Here is a 17,453-nt window from a genome sequence, read left to right as displayed (position 1 = left end):
TTGCCATCGTATTCAAGGGAAGGACCCTTTTTTGACCAGCAAGAGCTTTTCGGCAGACATGCCCCTCAATCCCATTGCACCTGAAGATCGGCAGCCCGGCGCTCAGGATCCTTTGCGCAGCGAAGCCCTTCACGACAGTGAGCGGCAGTTTCGGACGCTGGCCGACAACATGAGCCAGTTGGCCTGGATCGCCGACCCGACGGGCAAGATTCACTGGTACAACGCGCGATGGTACAGCTACACCGGCACATCGCTGGAAGCCATGCTGGCGCTGGGATGGCGGTCGTTGCACCATCCTGATCATCTGGAGCGCGTCAATACGCGCATGCAGCGCTGCTTTGCGACCGGCTCGATCTGGGAAGACACCTTTCCGCTGCGAGGCAAGGACGGCCTCTATCGCTGGTTCCTGTCCCGTGCGCTGCCCATTCGCGACCCACAGGGCAATATCACCTACTGGCTGGGCACCAGCACGGACATCACGGCGCAAGTGAAGGCCGAGGACGCGTTGCGGGAGCTCAACGAGAGCCTGGAGCGGCGGGTGGCCGAGCGGACCCGCGAGCTGGCAGAGATCAACGAGCGTTTGCAGGTCGAAATCAGCGAGCGTGCGCAGGCGGAAGAGGTGCTGCGTCACGCCCAGAAGATGGACGCCATAGGCCAATTGACCGGCGGGATCGCCCATGACTTCAACAATATGCTGACGGGCGTGCTGGGTGCGCTGGACCTGATTCAGCGGCGTGTCGCGGCCGGGCGTGTTTCGGAGATCGATCGATACATCGATGCGGCCATGAGCTCGGCCAATCGTGCGGCGTCGTTGACCCATCGCTTGCTGGCGTTTGCCCGTCGCCAGTCGTTGAACCCGCAGCCGGTGGACGTCAACCGGATGGTGGCCTCGATGGATGAACTGGTGCGGCGCACCATCGGTGAAAGTATCGAGCTGGAAGTCGACTTGAACACCGCGCTGCGGCTGACCAACACCGACGAGCATCAACTGGAAAATGCGTTACTGAACCTGGTCATTAATGCGCGGGACGCCATGCCTGACGGCGGGCGGCTATTGATTCAGACCGAAGTGGTGCACATCGCCGTGCTGCACGACTCGCTGGTGCCGGGGGATTACGTGCGGCTCAGCGTGCAGGACACCGGCAGTGGCATGTCCAGCGAGGTGATCGCCCGGGCTTTCGACCCGTTTTTCACCACCAAGCCGATCGGGCAGGGCACAGGCCTGGGCTTGTCGATGGTCTACGGGTTCATCAATCAGACCGGTGGGCAGGTGCTGATCGACAGCGTCGAGGGGCGAGGGACGCGTATCGACCTGTACCTGCCCTGCCATTTTGAAGTGATCGAGCCGGACACGACAACGGCCTCGGATTCGGCACCTCCTCGGGCCAGTCAGGGTGAGCGGGTGCTAGTGGTGGAGGATGAGCCGGAAGTGCGCATGTTGGTGGTCGATGTGTTGCGTGAATTGGGTTACTCGGTGGAGGTGGCATCGGACGGTGCAGCAGCGCTGCCGTTCATCCAGGACACCGGACGTATGGATCTGTTGGTCACCGATGTCGGGCTTCCGGGCATGAATGGGCGGCAATTGGCAGACATCGCGCGGCAGCATCGACCTGGTCTGCCAGTGCTGTTCATGACCGGTTATGCCCGCAACGCGCAGGTGCGAGGGGACTTCCTGGAAAGTGGCATGGACATGCTGACCAAGCCCTTCAGCATCGACGACCTGGCGCAGCGCGTGCGAAGGCTGATCGAGAGGCCGTCCGCTCAGTCCTGATCGGGTGCGGGGGCGGGCTGGCCGGAGCGCGCATGCTCCAGCGCGACCTCGGTCTTGATCAGAATCAACTCCAGCACGCGGTTCTGCTGTTCCCGCTCGGTCAGGCGCTCCTGAAGCTTTTGACGCTCGTGTTGGGCGTTGTGCAGACGCTCCTCCAACAGGGCGCATTGAGTGTGGGCCTGCAAATGCTGGGCTTTGAGAGCGTCGATTTGCCGGTCCTTGTCGTGCAGTCGTGAGGCCGTATCCAGCGCCGCCTGGCTCAGTCGCGCATTGTCCTTTTGTTCTTTTTGGAGGTCTTGCTGAGTACCAAGCAGCGTCGCCGTCTGAGTGCCCAGTTTGGTGGTTTGCGCGGCATGGCGCTCGATCAGGTCGGCAAGCTGGCGTTGTGTCGCCTGAAGCGCGTCTTGCAGTTCTTTCTTTTCGGCGTCGAGCCGGGCCTGGGCAGCGTCGACGTGCTCCTGTGCCTGGCCTTTGAGTCGGTGGGCAAGGCGTGCCACCAGGCTGTTCAACTCTTCGTCGATCAGGGTGTCGGATCGCTCACCTTCGGTCGCATCCAGCTCGCGCATCAGACGATGAATCGTGCTTTTCGAACCTGTATTGCCCAGTTCTATTCGTACTGCATCAATACTGGGGTTTTCGCCCCGTGCGATGAGTGAAAGGCGTGCAGTCTGCACGTCTGTCTTGGTGATGCCGCTGCGGGACATGCGGATTCCTGTTATTCGATACCGAATACGTATGCGATGTTACGTACCATGAAAAGTGTGCATTGTGCGTCATTTTTTCGCTTCTGTCTGCTCGTCCGGCTGCCTAGGGGCGGTTGAATTGAGCAGGACGAACTCGTTAGGCTGACGGTGCTTCAGTGTTGCCTGACGCCGGGGAGGGCAGGCGATGTTCGCGAAGGTGTCACCGAATTCTTCTATATAAGAGTTCTTTTATAGCGAAAACCAATCACCGGCATCAGGTTTGCCAATGAGACCTTACCGGGGATTGTGCGTAAGCTCCTCCCCATCGAATCAAACACGTTCTATTCAACCCTAAGGAGATCCACCCGATGCCTATCATTAACAGCCAAGTAAAACCGTTCAAAGCTACCGCTTTCAAAAACGGCTCTTTCGTTGACGTTTCGGATGCTGACCTGAAAGGCAAATGGTCTGTGGTGTTCTTCTACCCAGCCGACTTCACCTTCGTCTGCCCAACCGAACTGGAAGACCTGGCTGACAACTACGACGCCTTCCAGAAACTGGGCGTTGAAATCTACTCCGTTTCGACCGACACCCACTTTGCTCACGCTGCCTGGCACAACACCTCGCCAGCCATCGGCAAAATCCAGTACACCATGATCGGCGACCCAACCCTGACCATCTCCCGCAACTTCGACGTGCTGATCGAAGAAGCCGGTCTGGCGGACCGCGGTACTTTCGTGATCAACCCTGAAGGCCAGATCAAAATCGTTGAACTGAACGATGGCGGCGTTGGCCGTGACGCTTCCGAGCTGCTGCGCAAAATCAAGGCCGCTCAGTACGTCGCAGCTCACCCAGGTGAAGTCTGCCCAGCCAAGTGGAAAGAAGGCGAGGCCACTCTGGCTCCGTCCCTGGACCTGGTTGGCAAGATCTAAGTCTTCATGACCGGATCGGGGGCGCTGAGCCCATAAGCACGTAAACCGCATCGCCCCCACAAAACGCCCGGGCGATCATCGCCTGGGCGTTGTTTTTTCTAGACTCTGCAAGTGAAGAAAAGGAAGCCGAATCATGTTGGACGCCAATCTTAAAGCTCAGTTGAAATCGTACCTGGAGCGAATCACTCGCCCGATCGAGATCGTCGCGTCCCTTGATGACGGCGCGAAATCTCAGGAAATGCTGGCCCTGCTCAACGACATCGTCAGCAGCTCCAATCAAATTACCCTGAATACCAATGGCACCGATGCACGCACGCCATCCTTTGCCCTGAACAGCCCGGGTCAGGACATCAAGTTGCGTTTTGCCGGTCTGCCAATGGGTCACGAATTCACCTCGCTGGTGCTGGCGCTGCTGCAAGTGGGCGGCTACCCGTCCAAAGCCACCGAGGAAACCATCGAGCAGGCCCGTAGCCTGACCGGTGAGTTCAAGTTTGAAACCTACTTCTCGCTGACCTGCCAGAACTGCCCTGACGTGGTTCAGGCGCTGAACCTGCTGGCCGTGCTCAACCCCAACGTGCAGCACGTGGCTATCGAAGGCAGTCTGTTCCAGCAAGAAGTCACCGACCGCCAGATCATGTCGGTGCCGAGCATCTACCTGAACGGCGAACTGTTTGGCCAGGGCCGCATGGGCCTGGAAGAAATCCTGGCGAAGATCGACACCAGTGCAGGTGATCGCCAAGCCGAGAAGCTGAACGCCAAAGAAGCCTTTGATGTCCTCGTCGTCGGTGGCGGCCCGGCAGGTTCTGCAGCGGCCATTTATGCAGCACGCAAGGGTATTCGCACCGGCGTCGCGGCTGAGCGCTTCGGCGGTCAGGTGCTGGACACCATGGCCATCGAGAACTTCATCTCGGTGCAACACACCGAAGGCCCGAAACTGGCCGTTGCCCTTGAAGAGCACGTCAAGGAATACGAAGTCGACATCATGAATCTGCAACGTGGCGATCAGTTGATCCCTGGCAAGGATGGCGCGCTGCATCAGGTCAAATTCGCCAGCGGTGGCGTGCTCAAGGGCAAGACCGTGATTCTGGCGACCGGTGCTCGCTGGCGCGAAATGAACGTGCCGGGCGAGCAGCAATACCGCAACAAGGGTGTGGCGTATTGCCCGCACTGCGACGGCCCGCTGTTCAAGGGCAAGCGCGTTGCGGTGATCGGCGGGGGTAACTCGGGCGTTGAAGCGGCCATTGACCTGGCCGGCATCGTGTCCCATGTCACCCTGCTGGAGTTCGACAGTTCGCTGCGTGCGGATGCCGTGCTGCAACGCAAGCTGCACAGCCTGCCGAACGTGACCGTGCTGACCAGTGCGTTGACCACTGAAGTGACCGGTGATGGTCAGAAGGTCAATGGCCTGCGCTACAAGAACCGCACCACTGGCGAAGCAATCACTGTCGAGCTGGAAGGTATCTTCGTGCAGATCGGCCTGCTGCCAAACACTGAATGGCTCAAGGGCACTGTCGAGCTGTCGCCACGGGGCGAGATCGTGGTCGATAACCGCGGTGAGACTTCGATCCCTGGTGTATTCGCTGCGGGCGATGTGACCACTGTGCCGTACAAGCAGATCGTGATCGCCGTGGGTGAGGGCGCCAAAGCATCGCTCAGTGCGTTCGATCACTTGATCCGCACCAGCGCCCCGGTGTGATTGCTGCTTGATCTGTCGCTGAAAAACAAAAAAACCTCATGAGCGATCATGAGGTTTTTTTGTTGGATGAGTGGGGCTATTGCGTTCGCGGAGTTGTCGCCGTAACCCGGCGGCTATCACGTGTTTCCTGTGGGAGCGAATTCATTCGCGAGACGTCGGCCAAGTCGATGCACATGTACGGCCCAAAATACCGAATCGCGAATGAATTCGCTCCCACAAGGTGATCAGCAGTCGTTCCTGGTGGTGATCAGACCGGCGTTGGCTGAATGATCTCAACCCAGTAACCGTCCGGATCCTTCACGAAGGCCAGGCTTTTCATGCGGCCATCGGTCAGGCGTTTCTGGAAATCGACACCCAGCGCTTCGAAACGCGCACAGGCGACATGCACGTCAGGCACCGAAATGCAGATATGGCCGAAACCGCGCGGGTCGGTGTTGCCGTTGTGATAGCTGAACGCAGGATCGTTCTCGGTGCCGTGGTTGTGGGTCAGTTCCAGGATGCCGGGAATGCCTTTCATCCAGACCGTGCGCGCCTCGGCGTCTGCCGGGATCTGTGCCTTGTCCACCAGCGCAAGGAAATACAGGCTGAATTCCGCTTCGGGGAAATCACGCTTCTCGACCAAGCTAAAGCCCAGTACGCGGGTGTAGAAATCCAGCGATGCGGTGATGTCCTTGACCCGCAACATGGTGTGGTTGAACACGAATTGCGCGGTGGCCGCGTCAGGCTGGGCGGTGACGCCGGGGAAAGTGTTCAGTTCGTTCAGGCTCATGATGACTCCGGGTGGGTCCTGTAAATGTTGCGCAATGATACGGGACACAGCGCCCGAGCCAAACCCGAAAGTGCTGCTCACTTGTCGCAGGCCTTGTGAGGGCGCGCGCTGTGGCCCACACTTTCCGCTCTATCGTCAGGTCATCGGTCAGGGTGTTCAGGTTGCGCATTTACCGTCTTGCAGGTCTTCTTCTCCCGCTGTGTCTAGGCAATGCCTGGTCGGCCGATTCGATGATCATCTGGCCCAGCGACTGGGAAGTTGAGGCGCTGCCTCAGGCGGATACGTCGGTCCAGATTCGCCAACGTGCAGTCAAGCATGATGCCAGTGGCGATCCGGCGATGGTCGTGGAGTTGACCCAGACTCGCCTTCAGCCGGGGCATGAGGTCAATGTGCAGGGCGTGCTGCTGGAGATGCGCAAGGCCATTCAGTTGAATTTCGTGCACAGCGGTTTTCAGAGCGTGTGCACGCAGATGAAGGCGAGCACCCTCAGTGACGTTCCGGCGATGGAGACCACCTGCACGATCACCCAGAATGGCGCTCACGTGATGACGCAGACTTTGGTGGCGGCGGCCAACAAGGAACTGGCCTGGTCGTTGTCCTACGCAGGCTCGAAGGACGGGTACGCCGCAAACAAGGATGAAGTGTTAAGGATTCGGGACAGCCTGCGCCTTAACGTATCTCCGTGATCAGGGATCTTCAGGCATAAAGAAGCCCGCCGAAGCGGGCATGGGGTGCTCATCCATTAGCAGTCTTCATCCTGTAGAACACCCTGTGAAAAAATCGTGAACGGGCCTTTCCTCTGATCGCCGCCGAGGCCATTTGACTGACCGGTCGTCTATCTTCATTTTGGCGAGGAGGGCGCGCGGGACTGTTTGAGTCTCGGCGCGACTAATAACACCAATGGATTATTGCTTTGTAGAGATATTGAGGCGCTGCCACGGTATTGCGTGCACGCCGAAGAAAGAGCGTGGCGAAAACGAAGTTCATTCTCGGCACCTGTGGCGCGGGGCAGGAAACTCGGTCGCGTAATCAAACGCGTATTTGATCTTTCGCGGCGCGCTTATTACGCTTATAAAAAAGCCCCGAAGATCGGGGCATTTTTTATAACACACGGGAAGAACGGCGAATCCGGATCAACCGCGCAGCCAGGATTCGACGGCTTCGACCCCGTATTGCTCTTTCCAGGCTTTCAGGCCACGGTGATTGCCACCTTTGGTTTCGATCAGTTCACCTGTGTGCGGATTGTGGTAAACCTTGACCACTCGTGCGCGACGGCGCTTTGGACCCGCAGGGGCGGCCAGCGCAGCCGAAGGGTTGGGGTCGAGGATGGCGATGATGTCACGCAGGCTCTTGTCATAGGTGCTCATGAGCGCCTGGAGCTTCTGCTCGAATTCGATCTCCTTCTTCAGTCCGGCATCATTCTTCAGGTTCTCCAGCTGGGCCAGCTGTTCCTGAAGGGCTTTTTCTGCGGCGCGAAACTCGGCAAGTCTGGACAAAATAATACTCCGGCGGTATTTGGCTGTTGTCAGCCCAACGCAAGCAACATGGACGTGGTTCGGGAATGCGATTCAGGTCCTGTGCTCATTTATTCACTACCCGGCGCCTGGCGGTGTCACCCGTGGATAAACTAACACGTGTTGTCAACGGCTCATCGGTCGCGGGGGAGTTGTGAGTCACTACGGGCAAATAATGCACGTTTTTTTCGAGTTGGAAAACAGGTAGAGCACATTTGTTATATGAAACTTGCCGGGAAAGATAATCGGACTCAAAAAAGATTACGACACAGGAGAACGACCTTGTAAGTAATTTCCTAAATTATGTCGTGAGCGGAAAATATCCAAACTCCCCGGATTTTCTTGCCTGCAGACGATTACAGGCCCTGTTGCAGGGCCGGATCATCTGGATTCAATTGTTCAAGCTCGGCCAGCAGCACTTGCACTTTCTGCAGTTGGCCCGATTCTTTCCAATAACGAACAAGCAGAATCCGCGCACTGCGATTGGCCGGTTGTCGCTGCAGGATGTCCTCCAACTGGCGTTGCGCCGGTTCAAGTTGCTGCAAATCGTGCAAGGCGACCGCCAGGTCGTAGCGGTACGCAGTGTTTTCAGGTTCCAGTTCCACGGCCTTGGCCAAGGCCAGCAGCGCGTATTCGTGCTGTTGATGGCGCAACAGCCATTGCCCCAAAGCATGTTGCAACAGGGATGACTGAGGGTGTTTTTCCAGCCATTGAGCCAGTTGCTGGCGCGAGCGGTCGGTCTGGCCTTGCCGGTCCAGCAAGTCGATGAGTGCCAGCTCGATCTGAACGTTATTGGGCTCCAGCTTCAGCGCCAGATCCAGCGCGTCGAAGGCTTTATGAATGTCGCCCCGATTGACGAACAGTCTGGCCAGTTGCAACTGGCTCTGTCCGCTGGGCGGCTGCGAAGCCAGTGAGTTTTCATAGTCGGCTGCGGTGTCTTGCAGTGCACCGTAATACAGGCCGACGTCATCGGGCGTCAGTCCCAGCAGAGCGCGCACCGCACCATATCGAACGCTTTGATCGGCATCGTCCAGCAGCGGGCCGATCAATACGCTGCGCTGTGCTTCGGGCACCAGAGCGACCACGGCATCGATTGCCGCTTGCTGGACCAGTGGCACGGGGCGTTTGAGGTCGCCGTCGAGGATTTTCAATGCCTGCGCGCTGGGGTAGTTGACCAGCTCGGCAAGCAGCCCGGCGCGGCGAATGTCTGAAAGATCCGTGCGGCTCAATTGCTGATAGAGCACGCGGGCAGCGCCGGGCTTGCCGTTGTGCGCCTGCTCCAGCGCTTCTGCGTAACTGTGGTTGACCACGGGCGGGGCGGGCGGGGCGTTCCAGTGACGCACCAGCAGTGCCAGTCCGACGATCAGCAGTCCTGCGGCCGTCGCGATCACGATCCGCCAGCGGCGACGTGCTTTGGAGTGGGCGGGTGAGGGCTGAACAGGCGCGTTGGGCATACCGGATTCCGTTTCTGCGAAGGAGCAGCTTCGAGGAGTCATTGGCGAGTGTCAAACGCTGGCCGTAAATAAAAAGCCCCGAACCTTGTGAGTTCGGGGCTTGAGTAAGGTAGGGGATAACGCTACCCCACTCAGGACACCGCTGGGTCAGGCGTTGGGTTGCCAGCCACCGCCCAGCGCTTTGTAGATGGCCACGATGCCGCGATACAGGTCGATCTCGGCCTGGGCCTGGCTGTCTTCGGCGGCCAGGCGCTCGCGCTCGGCGTCCAGCAGCACAAGGAAGTCAGCGGTGCCTTCGCGGTACTGGATATTCGCCAGGTCCGCGGCCTTGCGGCTGGATTCACTTTGGCGCACCAGCGACACAAGGCGTTGTTGGCGCTTGTCGTAATCGCTGAAGGCGTTGTTGGTTTCTTCCAGCGCCAGCAATACCTGCTGCTCGTAGTTGGCCAGTGCACCTTCGGCGTCGGCGTTGGCGCCGCGAATCCGCGCCTTCACGCTGCCCAAGTCAAACGCGGCCCAGGTGATGCTCGGGCCAAGGCCCCACGCTTGAGCCGCGCCTGAACCGATCTGCGAACCTCGGCTGGCGGTCCAGCCCAAGAAGCCGCTGAGGCTGACACGAGGGAACAGGTCGGCAGTCTGCACGCCAATTCGTGCGGTTTGCGCGGCCAGTTGACGCTCGGCACTGCGCACGTCCGGGCGGTTTTCCAGCAATTTCGCCGGGTCGCCAATCGGCAGCGCCTTGGAGATCGCAGGCAGTTTGGCCGGGCTCAAATCCACGGTCATGGCGTCCGGGCGTTCGCCCAGCAGGGTGGCGATACGGTTGCGCTCGCGGACCTGCTCGGCTTGCAGTTGCGGGATGGTCGCTTCTACCGCCGCCAGGCGCGCATCGGCACGTACCACGTCGATTTCGTTGCCCACGCCTTCGTCACGCAATTGCACGGTTACACCACGGGATTCCTGCTGGTTTTTCAGGTTGGCCCGGGCGATGTCTTCGCGCAGTTGTGCGCCGCGCAACTGACCATAGGCATCCACCAATTCGGCGATCATGGTCACCTGCAATTGGTAGAGGTTGGCTTCGGCCACTTGCTGGTCGGCTTCGCTGGCTTCCAGTTCGCGCTGAATACGGCCAAACAGGTCGATCTCCCACGCCATGTCCAGGCCCAGGTCGTAACGTTCCTGATTGACGCGGTGCTCGGTTTCACCCGGCACCTGAGCGCGGCCCACCTGGCTGCTGGCGCGACTGGTCACCACCGGCATCGCGTCGTTGCTGATGTCGTCACGAATGGCGCGCGCGGCCTTCAGGCGGGCGAACGCCACGCGCAGCTCACGGTTGCCTTGCAGCGATTGGGCGACCAGCTTGTTCAGGGTCGGGTCTTCGAACTGCTGCCACCAGATGGTTTCCGTGCGGCTGCGGTCATAGTTGCCCTGAGCGGCGGCCGGAATGTTGGCCGCCGCAGTGTCCGGCTTCTTGTAGTCCGGGCCGACGGCACAGGCCGCCAGCGCCAGGACCAGCAGGCTCGGCAGAAAGAGTTTTGCAGCCTTCATCAATGAGCCTCCGGAGCGATGTTTTGAACGCGAGCCGCTTTGGCTGCCTTGCGCGCCTCTTTACGCCCCACATAGTTACGAATCAGCACATAGAACACAGGGGTCAACAGCAGACCGAAGAAGGTCACGCCAAGCATCCCGGAGAACACCGCCACACCCATCGCATGACGCATCTCGGCACCGGCACCGCTGGACAGCACCAGCGGCACCACGCCCATGATGAACGCCACCGAGGTCATCAGGATCGGACGCAGACGCAGACGGCAGGCTTCCAGTACGGCCTCCAGCGGGGTCTTGCCCTTGTCCTGTTCGTCCTTGGCGAACTCGACGATGAGGATCGCGTTTTTACACGCCAGGCCCACCAGTACGATCAGGCCGATCTGGGTGAAGATGTTGTTGTCGCTACCGGCGATGATCACACCGGCAATGGCCGACAGCAGGGTCATCGGAACGATCAGGATGACCGCCAGCGGCAGGCTCCAGCTTTCATACAGGGCGGCCAGCACCAGGAACGCCAGCAGTACGCAGAGCGGGAAGACCAGCAGTGCGGTATTGCCCGACAAGATCTGTTGGTAGGTCAGGTCGGTCCACTCGTAGGTCATGCCGTTGGGCAGTTCCTCTTTCAGCAGTTTTTCCATCGCCGCCTGTGCCTGACCCGAGCTGTAGCCTGGGCCTGCGGCACCGTTGATTTCAGCGGTGATAAAACCGTTGTAGTGCATCACGCGGTCCGGCCCCGAGGTATCGGTGACCTTGATCAGCGTCGCCAGCGGAATCATCTCGCCCAGGTTGTTGCGCACTTTCAACTGACCGATCTGTTCGGCGTCCTGACGGAACTGCTGTTCAGCCTGAACGTTGACCTGATAGGTGCGACCGAAACGGTTGAAATCGTTGGCGTATAGCGAACCCAGGTACACCTGCAGGGTGTCGAAGATGTCGCTGATGGCCACGCCGTGGGTCTTGGCCTTTTCACGGTCAATGGCGGCGTCCACTTGCGGCACGTTCACGGTGTAGCTGGTGAACAGAGCCGCCAGTTGTGGCACGTTGTGGCTCTTGACGATGATGTTCATCGTCTCTTTATAGAGCTCGTCATAGCCCAGGTTGCCACGGTCTTCGATTTGCAGGCGGAAACCGCCAATGGTGCCCAGGCCCTGTACCGGCGGTGGTGGGAAGATCGCGATGTAGGCGTCCTGAATACCGGCAAACTTCTGGTTCAGCGCAGCAGCGATGGCACCGGCGGATTCGCTCGGGTCCTTGCGCTCATCGAACGGCTTGAGCGGGGTGAACACGATGCCGGAGTTAGGGCTATTGGTGAATCCGTTGATCGACAGGCCAGGGAAGGCCACCGAGTTGGCTACACCCGGTTGTTTCAGGGCGATGTCGGACATTTCCTTGATGACCGCTTCAGTGCGGTCAAGGCTGGCGGCGTCCGGTAGTTGCGCGAACGCAACCAGGTATTGCTTGTCCTGCTGCGGCACGAAACCGGTCGGGGTGGTGGAGAAGCCCAGCCAGGTCAGTACGATCAGACCGGCATACACCACCAGTGCCACGCCGCTGATGCGGATGACGCGGCCCACGGTGCCGACGTACTTGTTACTGGCCTTGACGAAGAAACGGTTGAACGGACGGAACAGCCAGCCACCCAGCAGTTTGTCGAGAAAGCGCGAGAACCCGTCTTTTGGCGTGTCGTGACCCTTGAGCAATACCGCCGCCAGCGCTGGCGACAGGGTCAGGGAGTTGAAGGCCGAGATCACCGTCGAAATAGCGATCGTCAACGCGAACTGTTTATAGAACTGCCCGGTGAGGCCCGAGATGAACGCTGCGGGTACGAACACCGCACACAGCACCAGCGCCGTCGCGATGATAGGACCTGTCACTTCGCGCATGGCGATCTGCGTGGCTTCCATCGGCGGATGGCCGAGTTCGATGTTCCGCTCGACGTTCTCCACCACCACGATGGCGTCGTCCACCACGATACCGATGGCCAGTACCAGGCCGAACAGCGACAGCGCGTTGAGCGAGAAGCCAAACAGGTGCATCACCGCAAACGTACCGATCAGCGACACCGGCACAGCGGCCAGCGGGATGATCGACGCACGCCAGGTTTGCAGGAACAGAATCACCACCAGCACGACCAGAATCAGCGCTTCGAACAGGGTGTGAATCACCGCCTCGATGGAGCCGCGTACAAAGATGGTTGGGTCATAGACGATGCTGTAGTCCATGCCTTCCGGGAAGTTCTTCTTCAACAGTTCCATTTCATCGCGCACTTCGTTGGAAATGTCGATGGCGTTGGAACCAGGGCGCTGGAAGATCGGGATTGCTACTGCGGGCTGGTTGTTGAGCAGCGAGCGCAGGGCGTACTGGCTGGAGCCGAGCTCAACGCGAGCGATGTCTTTGACACGAGTGATTTCACCGTTGTCGCCTGCGCGGACAATGATGTTCTCGAACTCTTCCTCGGTGACCAGGCGACCTTGAGTGTTGATCGACATCTGGAAGCTGGTGGCGCTCGGCGAGGGCGGGGCGCCCAGTTGACCGGCGGCCACTTGGCGGTTCTGCTCGCGAATGGCGTTGACCACGTCGGTGGCCGTGATGTTGCGCGACGCGGTCTTGTTCGGGTCGAGCCAGACACGCAGTGAGTAATCGCCCATACCGAACAGTTGCACGTCACCGACACCGTTCAGACGCGCCAGCTCATCCTTGATGTTGAGCACGGCGTAGTTGGACAGGTACAGCATGTCGTAACGCTGATCCGGCGAAGTCAGGTGGACCACCATGGTCAGGTCGGGAGAGGCCTTGTCCACGGTAATACCGATGCGCGTCACCTCTTCAGGCAGCTTCGGTTCGGTCCGCGTGACGCGGTTCTGCACCTGCACTTGCGCGGTGTCCAGGTTGGTACCCAGCGCGAAGGTGATGGTCAGGGTCAGCTTGCCGTCGGCGGTGGCCTGCGAGGACATGTACAGCATGTTCTCGACGCCGGTGATGGCCTGCTCCAGTGGAGCCGCTACGGTTTCGCCGATGACTTTCGGGTTGGCGCCGGGGAAGTTGGCGCGCACCACGACGGTCGGCGGAACCACTTCCGGGTATTCACTGATCGGTAGCTGGAACAGCGAGATCGCGCCGCCGATCAGAATCAGCAGCGACAGCACCGCTGCGAAGATCGGTCGCGTAATGAAGAATTTGGAAAAATTCATTGGGTGTGTTCCTTAACCGCGTGGCGTAGCGGCAGCAGCCACCTTGGCGTCCAGTTTTTTCTGGGCCTGAGGTTGGTTGCTGGCTTCAAGGGCTTGGCGTTGTTGCTGCAAGGCCGTGAGGGTCTCTGGGCTGGCCATCGGCGTATCTTGCGGGTCGATGGGAGAGCCTGGACGTACGCGTTGCAGGCCGCTGACGACGATACGGTCGTCTTTCTGCAAGCCGCTACGCACGATGCGCAAGCCTTCCAGTTTTGGTCCCAGGTCAACGTTGCGATAGGTCGCCTTGTTGTCCTTGTCGACCACCAGCACGAATTTCTTGCCCAGGTCGGTGCCGACCGCTTCGTCTTTGATCAGCGTGGCGTTGTAGGTGCCGCTGCCGACCAGTTTCAAACGGGCGTAGAGGCCAGGGGTGTATTCGCCCTTGCTGTTGTCGAATACCGCACGGCCCCGGATGGTGCCAGTGCGTGGGTTGACCTGGTTGTCGACGAAGTTCATCTGCCCCAGGTGCGGGTTTTCGACTTCATTGGACAAGCCCATGTACACCGGGGTGGTCGAGCCACGTTTGCCGTCGCGGGCCAGTTGGTTGTATTTCAGGAACACACGTTCATCGGCGTCGAAGTAGGCGTAGACCTTGTCGGTGGACACCAGGCTGGTGAGGATCGACTGGTCAGCGGTGACGATGTTGCCAGCCGTGATTTCCGCACGGCTGACGCGGCCGGTGATCGGTGCGGTGACGCGGGTAAAGCTCAGGTTCAGTTTCGCCAGATCCAGCTGCGCCTGAATGGCAGCGACAGCAGCCTTGGACTCTTGCGCGGTGGTGGTCCGCGAGTCAGCCAGTTCGGCGGAGATCGCGTTGTTGGTGCGCAGGCGCTCGCCACGCTGGGCTTCATTATTACTGCGCACCGATGCCGCTTTGGCCTGTTGCAGTTGGGCTTCGAGGCGATGCACTTCGGCTTCGAACGGGCGCGGGTCGATCTGGAACAGCAGATCGCCTTTTTTCACCAGATCGCCATCGGTGAAGGCCACTGCGTCGATCTGGCCGGAAACGCGAGGGCGAACCTGCACGGTTTCCGGCGCTTCCAGGCGTGCCGTGACCTCGTCCCATTCGTTGACGGGCTGCTCAAGCACCTTAGCCACATTGACCTTGGCCGCCGCCGGGGCTTGCGCTGCCGTTTCAGGGCCTTTACCGCACGCACTGAGCACCACCAGTGCCAGCGCGGCAAGGGGGTAGCGCAGAGGAGTAAGTGACTGAACCATGGAAAAATCCGCCGATGTTTATTGAGATTGGCGGATTCTGTTCCCGGGGGTTCTATTGCACGAATCGAATACGGCGAAGGTAAATATCAGTGGGAATGATATTTCCAGTTACAAACGCTCTGGGACGGGGCCTGACGAGGCGCAAGCCGCATCGGGCCGGGGCAGGCGTCAAAAAGGGCGCAATGGCGGCCTTTTCTTCAGTCGAGAAGGCGCTCATTACAGACTGTCTGGATCCCCGAAAAACATCTGAATCCGTGACCGCAACCAGCGCTCGCCCGGGTCGTTGTCCTGCGAGCCGCGCCAAGCCATGTGCAGTTCGAAGGTGCGTGCCTCCAGCGGCAGTTCTTCGGCGCGAACGCCACCTGCGGCGGTAAGCACGTCAGCAGTGTAGTCCGGCACTGTGGCGACGATGTCGGTACCGGAGATCAGTGTCGCCAGCCCGTTGAATTGCGGCACGGCGAGGACCACGTGACGCTTGCGTCCCAGCTTTTCGAGGTATTCGTCGATGAAACCACCCAGGTCGCCTGCGAACGACACCAGCGCATGGGGGCGTGCGCAGAAGTCATCGAGGGTGATGGGGCCAGGCATTGAGTCGGCGCGCAGCAGCTTGGGCTTGCTGCGACGCAGGACCTTGCGCTTGGCGTTGGCGGGCAGATCGTCGGTGTAGCTGACGCCGATGGAAATCTCGCCCGAGGACAGCAGCGATGGCATCAGGATGTAGTTGGTCCGACGCACCACCAGCACGATGCCCGGTGCTTCGGAGCGCAGGCGTTTGAGCAGGGACGGCAGCAGGGCGAACTCGGCGTCGTCGGACAGGCCGATGCGGAACACGGCCGTGCTCGTGGCAGGATCGAAGTCGGCAGCGCGGCTCACGGCAGTGGAAATGGAATCCAGTGCAGGGGAGAGCAGGCCGAAGATTTCGACCGCACGAGCGGTCGGTTCCATGCTGCGCCCGGTGCGCACGAACAGAGGGTCGTCGAACAGCCCGCGCAGGCGGGAAAGTGCTGCACTGATGGCAGGCTGGCCGAGAAACAGCTTTTCCGCCGCGCGCGTGACGCTGCGTTCATGCATGAGGGTCTCGAACACGATGAGCAGGTTGAGGTCGACGCGACGCAGGTCGTTGCGATTCATGACGGGGGTCTCGGAGACATGGGTCGATACGTTGACCGTCAGAGCGACGGCCTGTGTTCAGCTCGGAAACGCATAGTAGGGTAAACGGCGATTCTCCACACCGTTAAATGCATGTGCAAGCATACAAACGTGTTGGTCATCACGACCGTTGATAATGTGCGCTGAACCTCGAGCGTCGGGCAGTGACCCAATCCTGAGCAGGACCGAGCGCCGAAACCCGCAACAGCGTTGGCATCTGTCGCGCCCGGAGCCTGTACGTTCATCCGGAAATCGCCCGTCGGGTTGCAATGTCCGGGTGAGAAAAGAACAATGACCGCCTTGAATACGTGAGCATTCGATGGTTATCTAATGAACGCCTTTCAACAACAGAATCGATGACAGGCATGTCGACTATTAATAGCCACTGATAGTGTTACCGGCAGCGCCCGGATAGAGTTCATGGCATCAAGGTTCATAAGGCGAGGTTCGAAATGTCCCGCACGATCCGTTTTCATCAGTTCGGCCCGGCCGAGGTGCTCAAAGTAGAAGAGCTGCCAGTAGCGCAGCCCGCACCCGACGAGGTGCAAGTGCGCGTCCAGGCAATCGGTGTCACCTGGTACGACGTGCTGTGGCGTCAAAATCTGGCTTCTTCCCAGGCGCAGCTTCCTGCGGGTCTGGGTTCTGAAATGGCCGGCGTGATCACCGCCGTCGGCGAAGGCGTGAACGATCTGAAAGTGGGCGACAAGGTTGCCAGCTTCCCGTCTGCCAACCCGAATGTGCACCCGGTCTACGGCGAGCAGATCGTGTTGCCGCGCACCTCGGTCACTAAATATCCGGACATTCTGACGCCCAATCAGGCGGCCGTTCACTACACCCCCATGCTGGTGGCGTACTTTGCGTACGTTGAGCTGGCGCGGGTCAAAGAGGGTCAGGTGGCATTGGTCACCGATGCCGGTCATTGTGCAGGTCCGGCGTTTTTGCAACTGGGCAAGGCACTGGGCTTGAAGGTCATCGCGGCCATCAAGACCGACGACGAAGAGGGTACGTCTCGCAAGTACCTGACTTCGCTGGGTGCCGACAAGGTGGTGGTTACCGAAGAGCAGGACCTGCTGATGGCGGTCAACAAATACACCGACAAGCGCGGTGTGGACGTGGTGCTCGACGGGTTGGGTGGTCCACAGATGTCGATTCTCGGCGACGTGCTCGCACCGCGTGGCAGCCTGATTCTTTATGGTCTGCAAGGTGGCAATCAGGTTCAGTTCCCGGCCTGTGCTGCGTTCCAGAAAAACATTCAGTTCTTTGTACACTGTGTGGGCAATTTTACCGGCAAGCCGGAGCTGGGCATTCCACAAGACAAAGAAGCCGTCGAACGCGCACTGCTCAAGATCAACGAGCTGACCCGTGACAAGCTGTTGTTGCCGCAACTGACCAAAGTGTTCCCGTTCGAGCAGATCGTGGACGCGCACCGCGTGATGGATGGCTGCCCGGTGGGTGGTCGCGTGGTGGTTGAGGTCGAACCCGCTTGAGCGCA

12 protein-coding genes and 1 pseudogene are annotated in these 17,453 nt (G+C 59.6%); 5 read left to right on the top strand and 8 right to left on the bottom strand.

All coding sequences use genetic code 11. The features are described 5' to 3' along the window. Positions 1-85 precede the first annotated feature (85 nt). Positions 86-1,771 (top strand): annotated as a pseudogene (locus ACI5GA_RS03105) (response regulator); the annotation flags it as partial. Here ACI5GA_RS03105 and ACI5GA_RS03100 read toward each other — a convergent pair. Further along, entirely contained in the window at positions 1,762-2,475 is a 714-nt protein-coding gene (locus ACI5GA_RS03100) for a DNA-binding protein (RefSeq protein ID WP_421421661.1), read from the bottom strand. The pseudogene ACI5GA_RS03105 and the gene ACI5GA_RS03100 overlap by 10 nt on opposite strands. 347 nt (positions 2,476-2,822) lie before the next feature. On the opposite strand from ACI5GA_RS03100, the gene ahpC reads away from it, so the two are divergent. Then, positions 2,823-3,386, top strand: a complete 564-nt coding sequence (gene ahpC, locus ACI5GA_RS03095; RefSeq protein WP_062381274.1) for an alkyl hydroperoxide reductase subunit C — start codon at positions 2,823-2,825, stop codon at positions 3,384-3,386. Between the two features lie 133 nt (positions 3,387-3,519). After that, a complete protein-coding gene (gene ahpF / locus ACI5GA_RS03090; protein ID WP_421421659.1) occupies positions 3,520-5,082 on the top strand; it encodes an alkyl hydroperoxide reductase subunit F in 1,563 nt (520 codons plus the stop codon). A 247-nt stretch (positions 5,083-5,329) separates the two neighbouring features. Here ahpF and gloA read toward each other — a convergent pair whose 3' ends face one another. Further along, positions 5,330-5,851: a lactoylglutathione lyase gene (gene gloA, locus ACI5GA_RS03085; RefSeq protein ID WP_404632445.1), complete on the bottom strand. Its 522-nt coding sequence runs from the start codon at positions 5,849-5,851 to the stop codon at positions 5,330-5,332. A gap of 161 nt (positions 5,852-6,012) precedes the next feature. Between gloA and ACI5GA_RS03080 the strand changes: the two genes are divergently transcribed. Next, a complete protein-coding gene (locus tag ACI5GA_RS03080; RefSeq protein WP_421421658.1) occupies positions 6,013-6,537 on the top strand; it encodes a DUF4946 domain-containing protein in 525 nt (174 codons plus the stop codon). A 447-nt stretch (positions 6,538-6,984) separates the two neighbouring features. On the opposite strand, the gene ACI5GA_RS03075 is transcribed toward ACI5GA_RS03080, so the two are convergent. From ACI5GA_RS03075 to ACI5GA_RS03050, 6 genes are all read right to left on the bottom strand, one after another. Then, positions 6,985-7,347, bottom strand: coding sequence for a histone-like nucleoid-structuring protein, MvaT/MvaU family (locus ACI5GA_RS03075; protein WP_404632443.1), 363 nt, complete (start codon positions 7,345-7,347; stop codon positions 6,985-6,987). Between the two features lie 374 nt (positions 7,348-7,721). Continuing rightward, positions 7,722-8,819: a tetratricopeptide repeat protein gene (locus ACI5GA_RS03070; RefSeq protein WP_404632441.1), complete on the bottom strand. Its 1,098-nt coding sequence runs from the start codon at positions 8,817-8,819 to the stop codon at positions 7,722-7,724. Between the two features lie 147 nt (positions 8,820-8,966). Then, positions 8,967-10,364, bottom strand: coding sequence for an efflux transporter outer membrane subunit (locus ACI5GA_RS03065; protein WP_421421655.1), 1,398 nt, complete (start codon positions 10,362-10,364; stop codon positions 8,967-8,969). Then, entirely contained in the window at positions 10,364-13,555 is a 3,192-nt protein-coding gene (locus ACI5GA_RS03060; RefSeq protein ID WP_404632437.1) for an efflux RND transporter permease subunit, read from the bottom strand. The genes ACI5GA_RS03065 and ACI5GA_RS03060 overlap by 1 nt, the downstream gene beginning before the upstream one ends. Before the next feature lie 12 nt (positions 13,556-13,567). Then, entirely contained in the window at positions 13,568-14,812 is a 1,245-nt protein-coding gene (gene mexE, locus ACI5GA_RS03055) for a multidrug efflux RND transporter periplasmic adaptor subunit MexE (RefSeq protein WP_404632435.1), read from the bottom strand. A 216-nt stretch (positions 14,813-15,028) separates the two neighbouring features. Then, entirely contained in the window at positions 15,029-15,943 is a 915-nt protein-coding gene (locus ACI5GA_RS03050; RefSeq protein ID WP_421421653.1) for a LysR family transcriptional regulator, read from the bottom strand. 470 nt (positions 15,944-16,413) lie between these two features. Between ACI5GA_RS03050 and ACI5GA_RS03045 the strand changes: the two genes are divergently transcribed. After that, complete coding sequence (locus tag ACI5GA_RS03045) at positions 16,414-17,448, top strand: zinc-dependent alcohol dehydrogenase family protein (RefSeq protein WP_421421651.1); 1,035 nt, start codon at positions 16,414-16,416, stop codon at positions 17,446-17,448. Positions 17,449-17,453 lie beyond the last annotated feature (5 nt).

This window comes from Pseudomonas sp. Pseu.R1 (assembly GCF_045764065.1).
Lineage (GTDB): Bacteria > Pseudomonadota > Gammaproteobacteria > Pseudomonadales > Pseudomonadaceae > Aquipseudomonas.
This window is presented reverse-complemented; position numbering and strand designations above follow the sequence as displayed.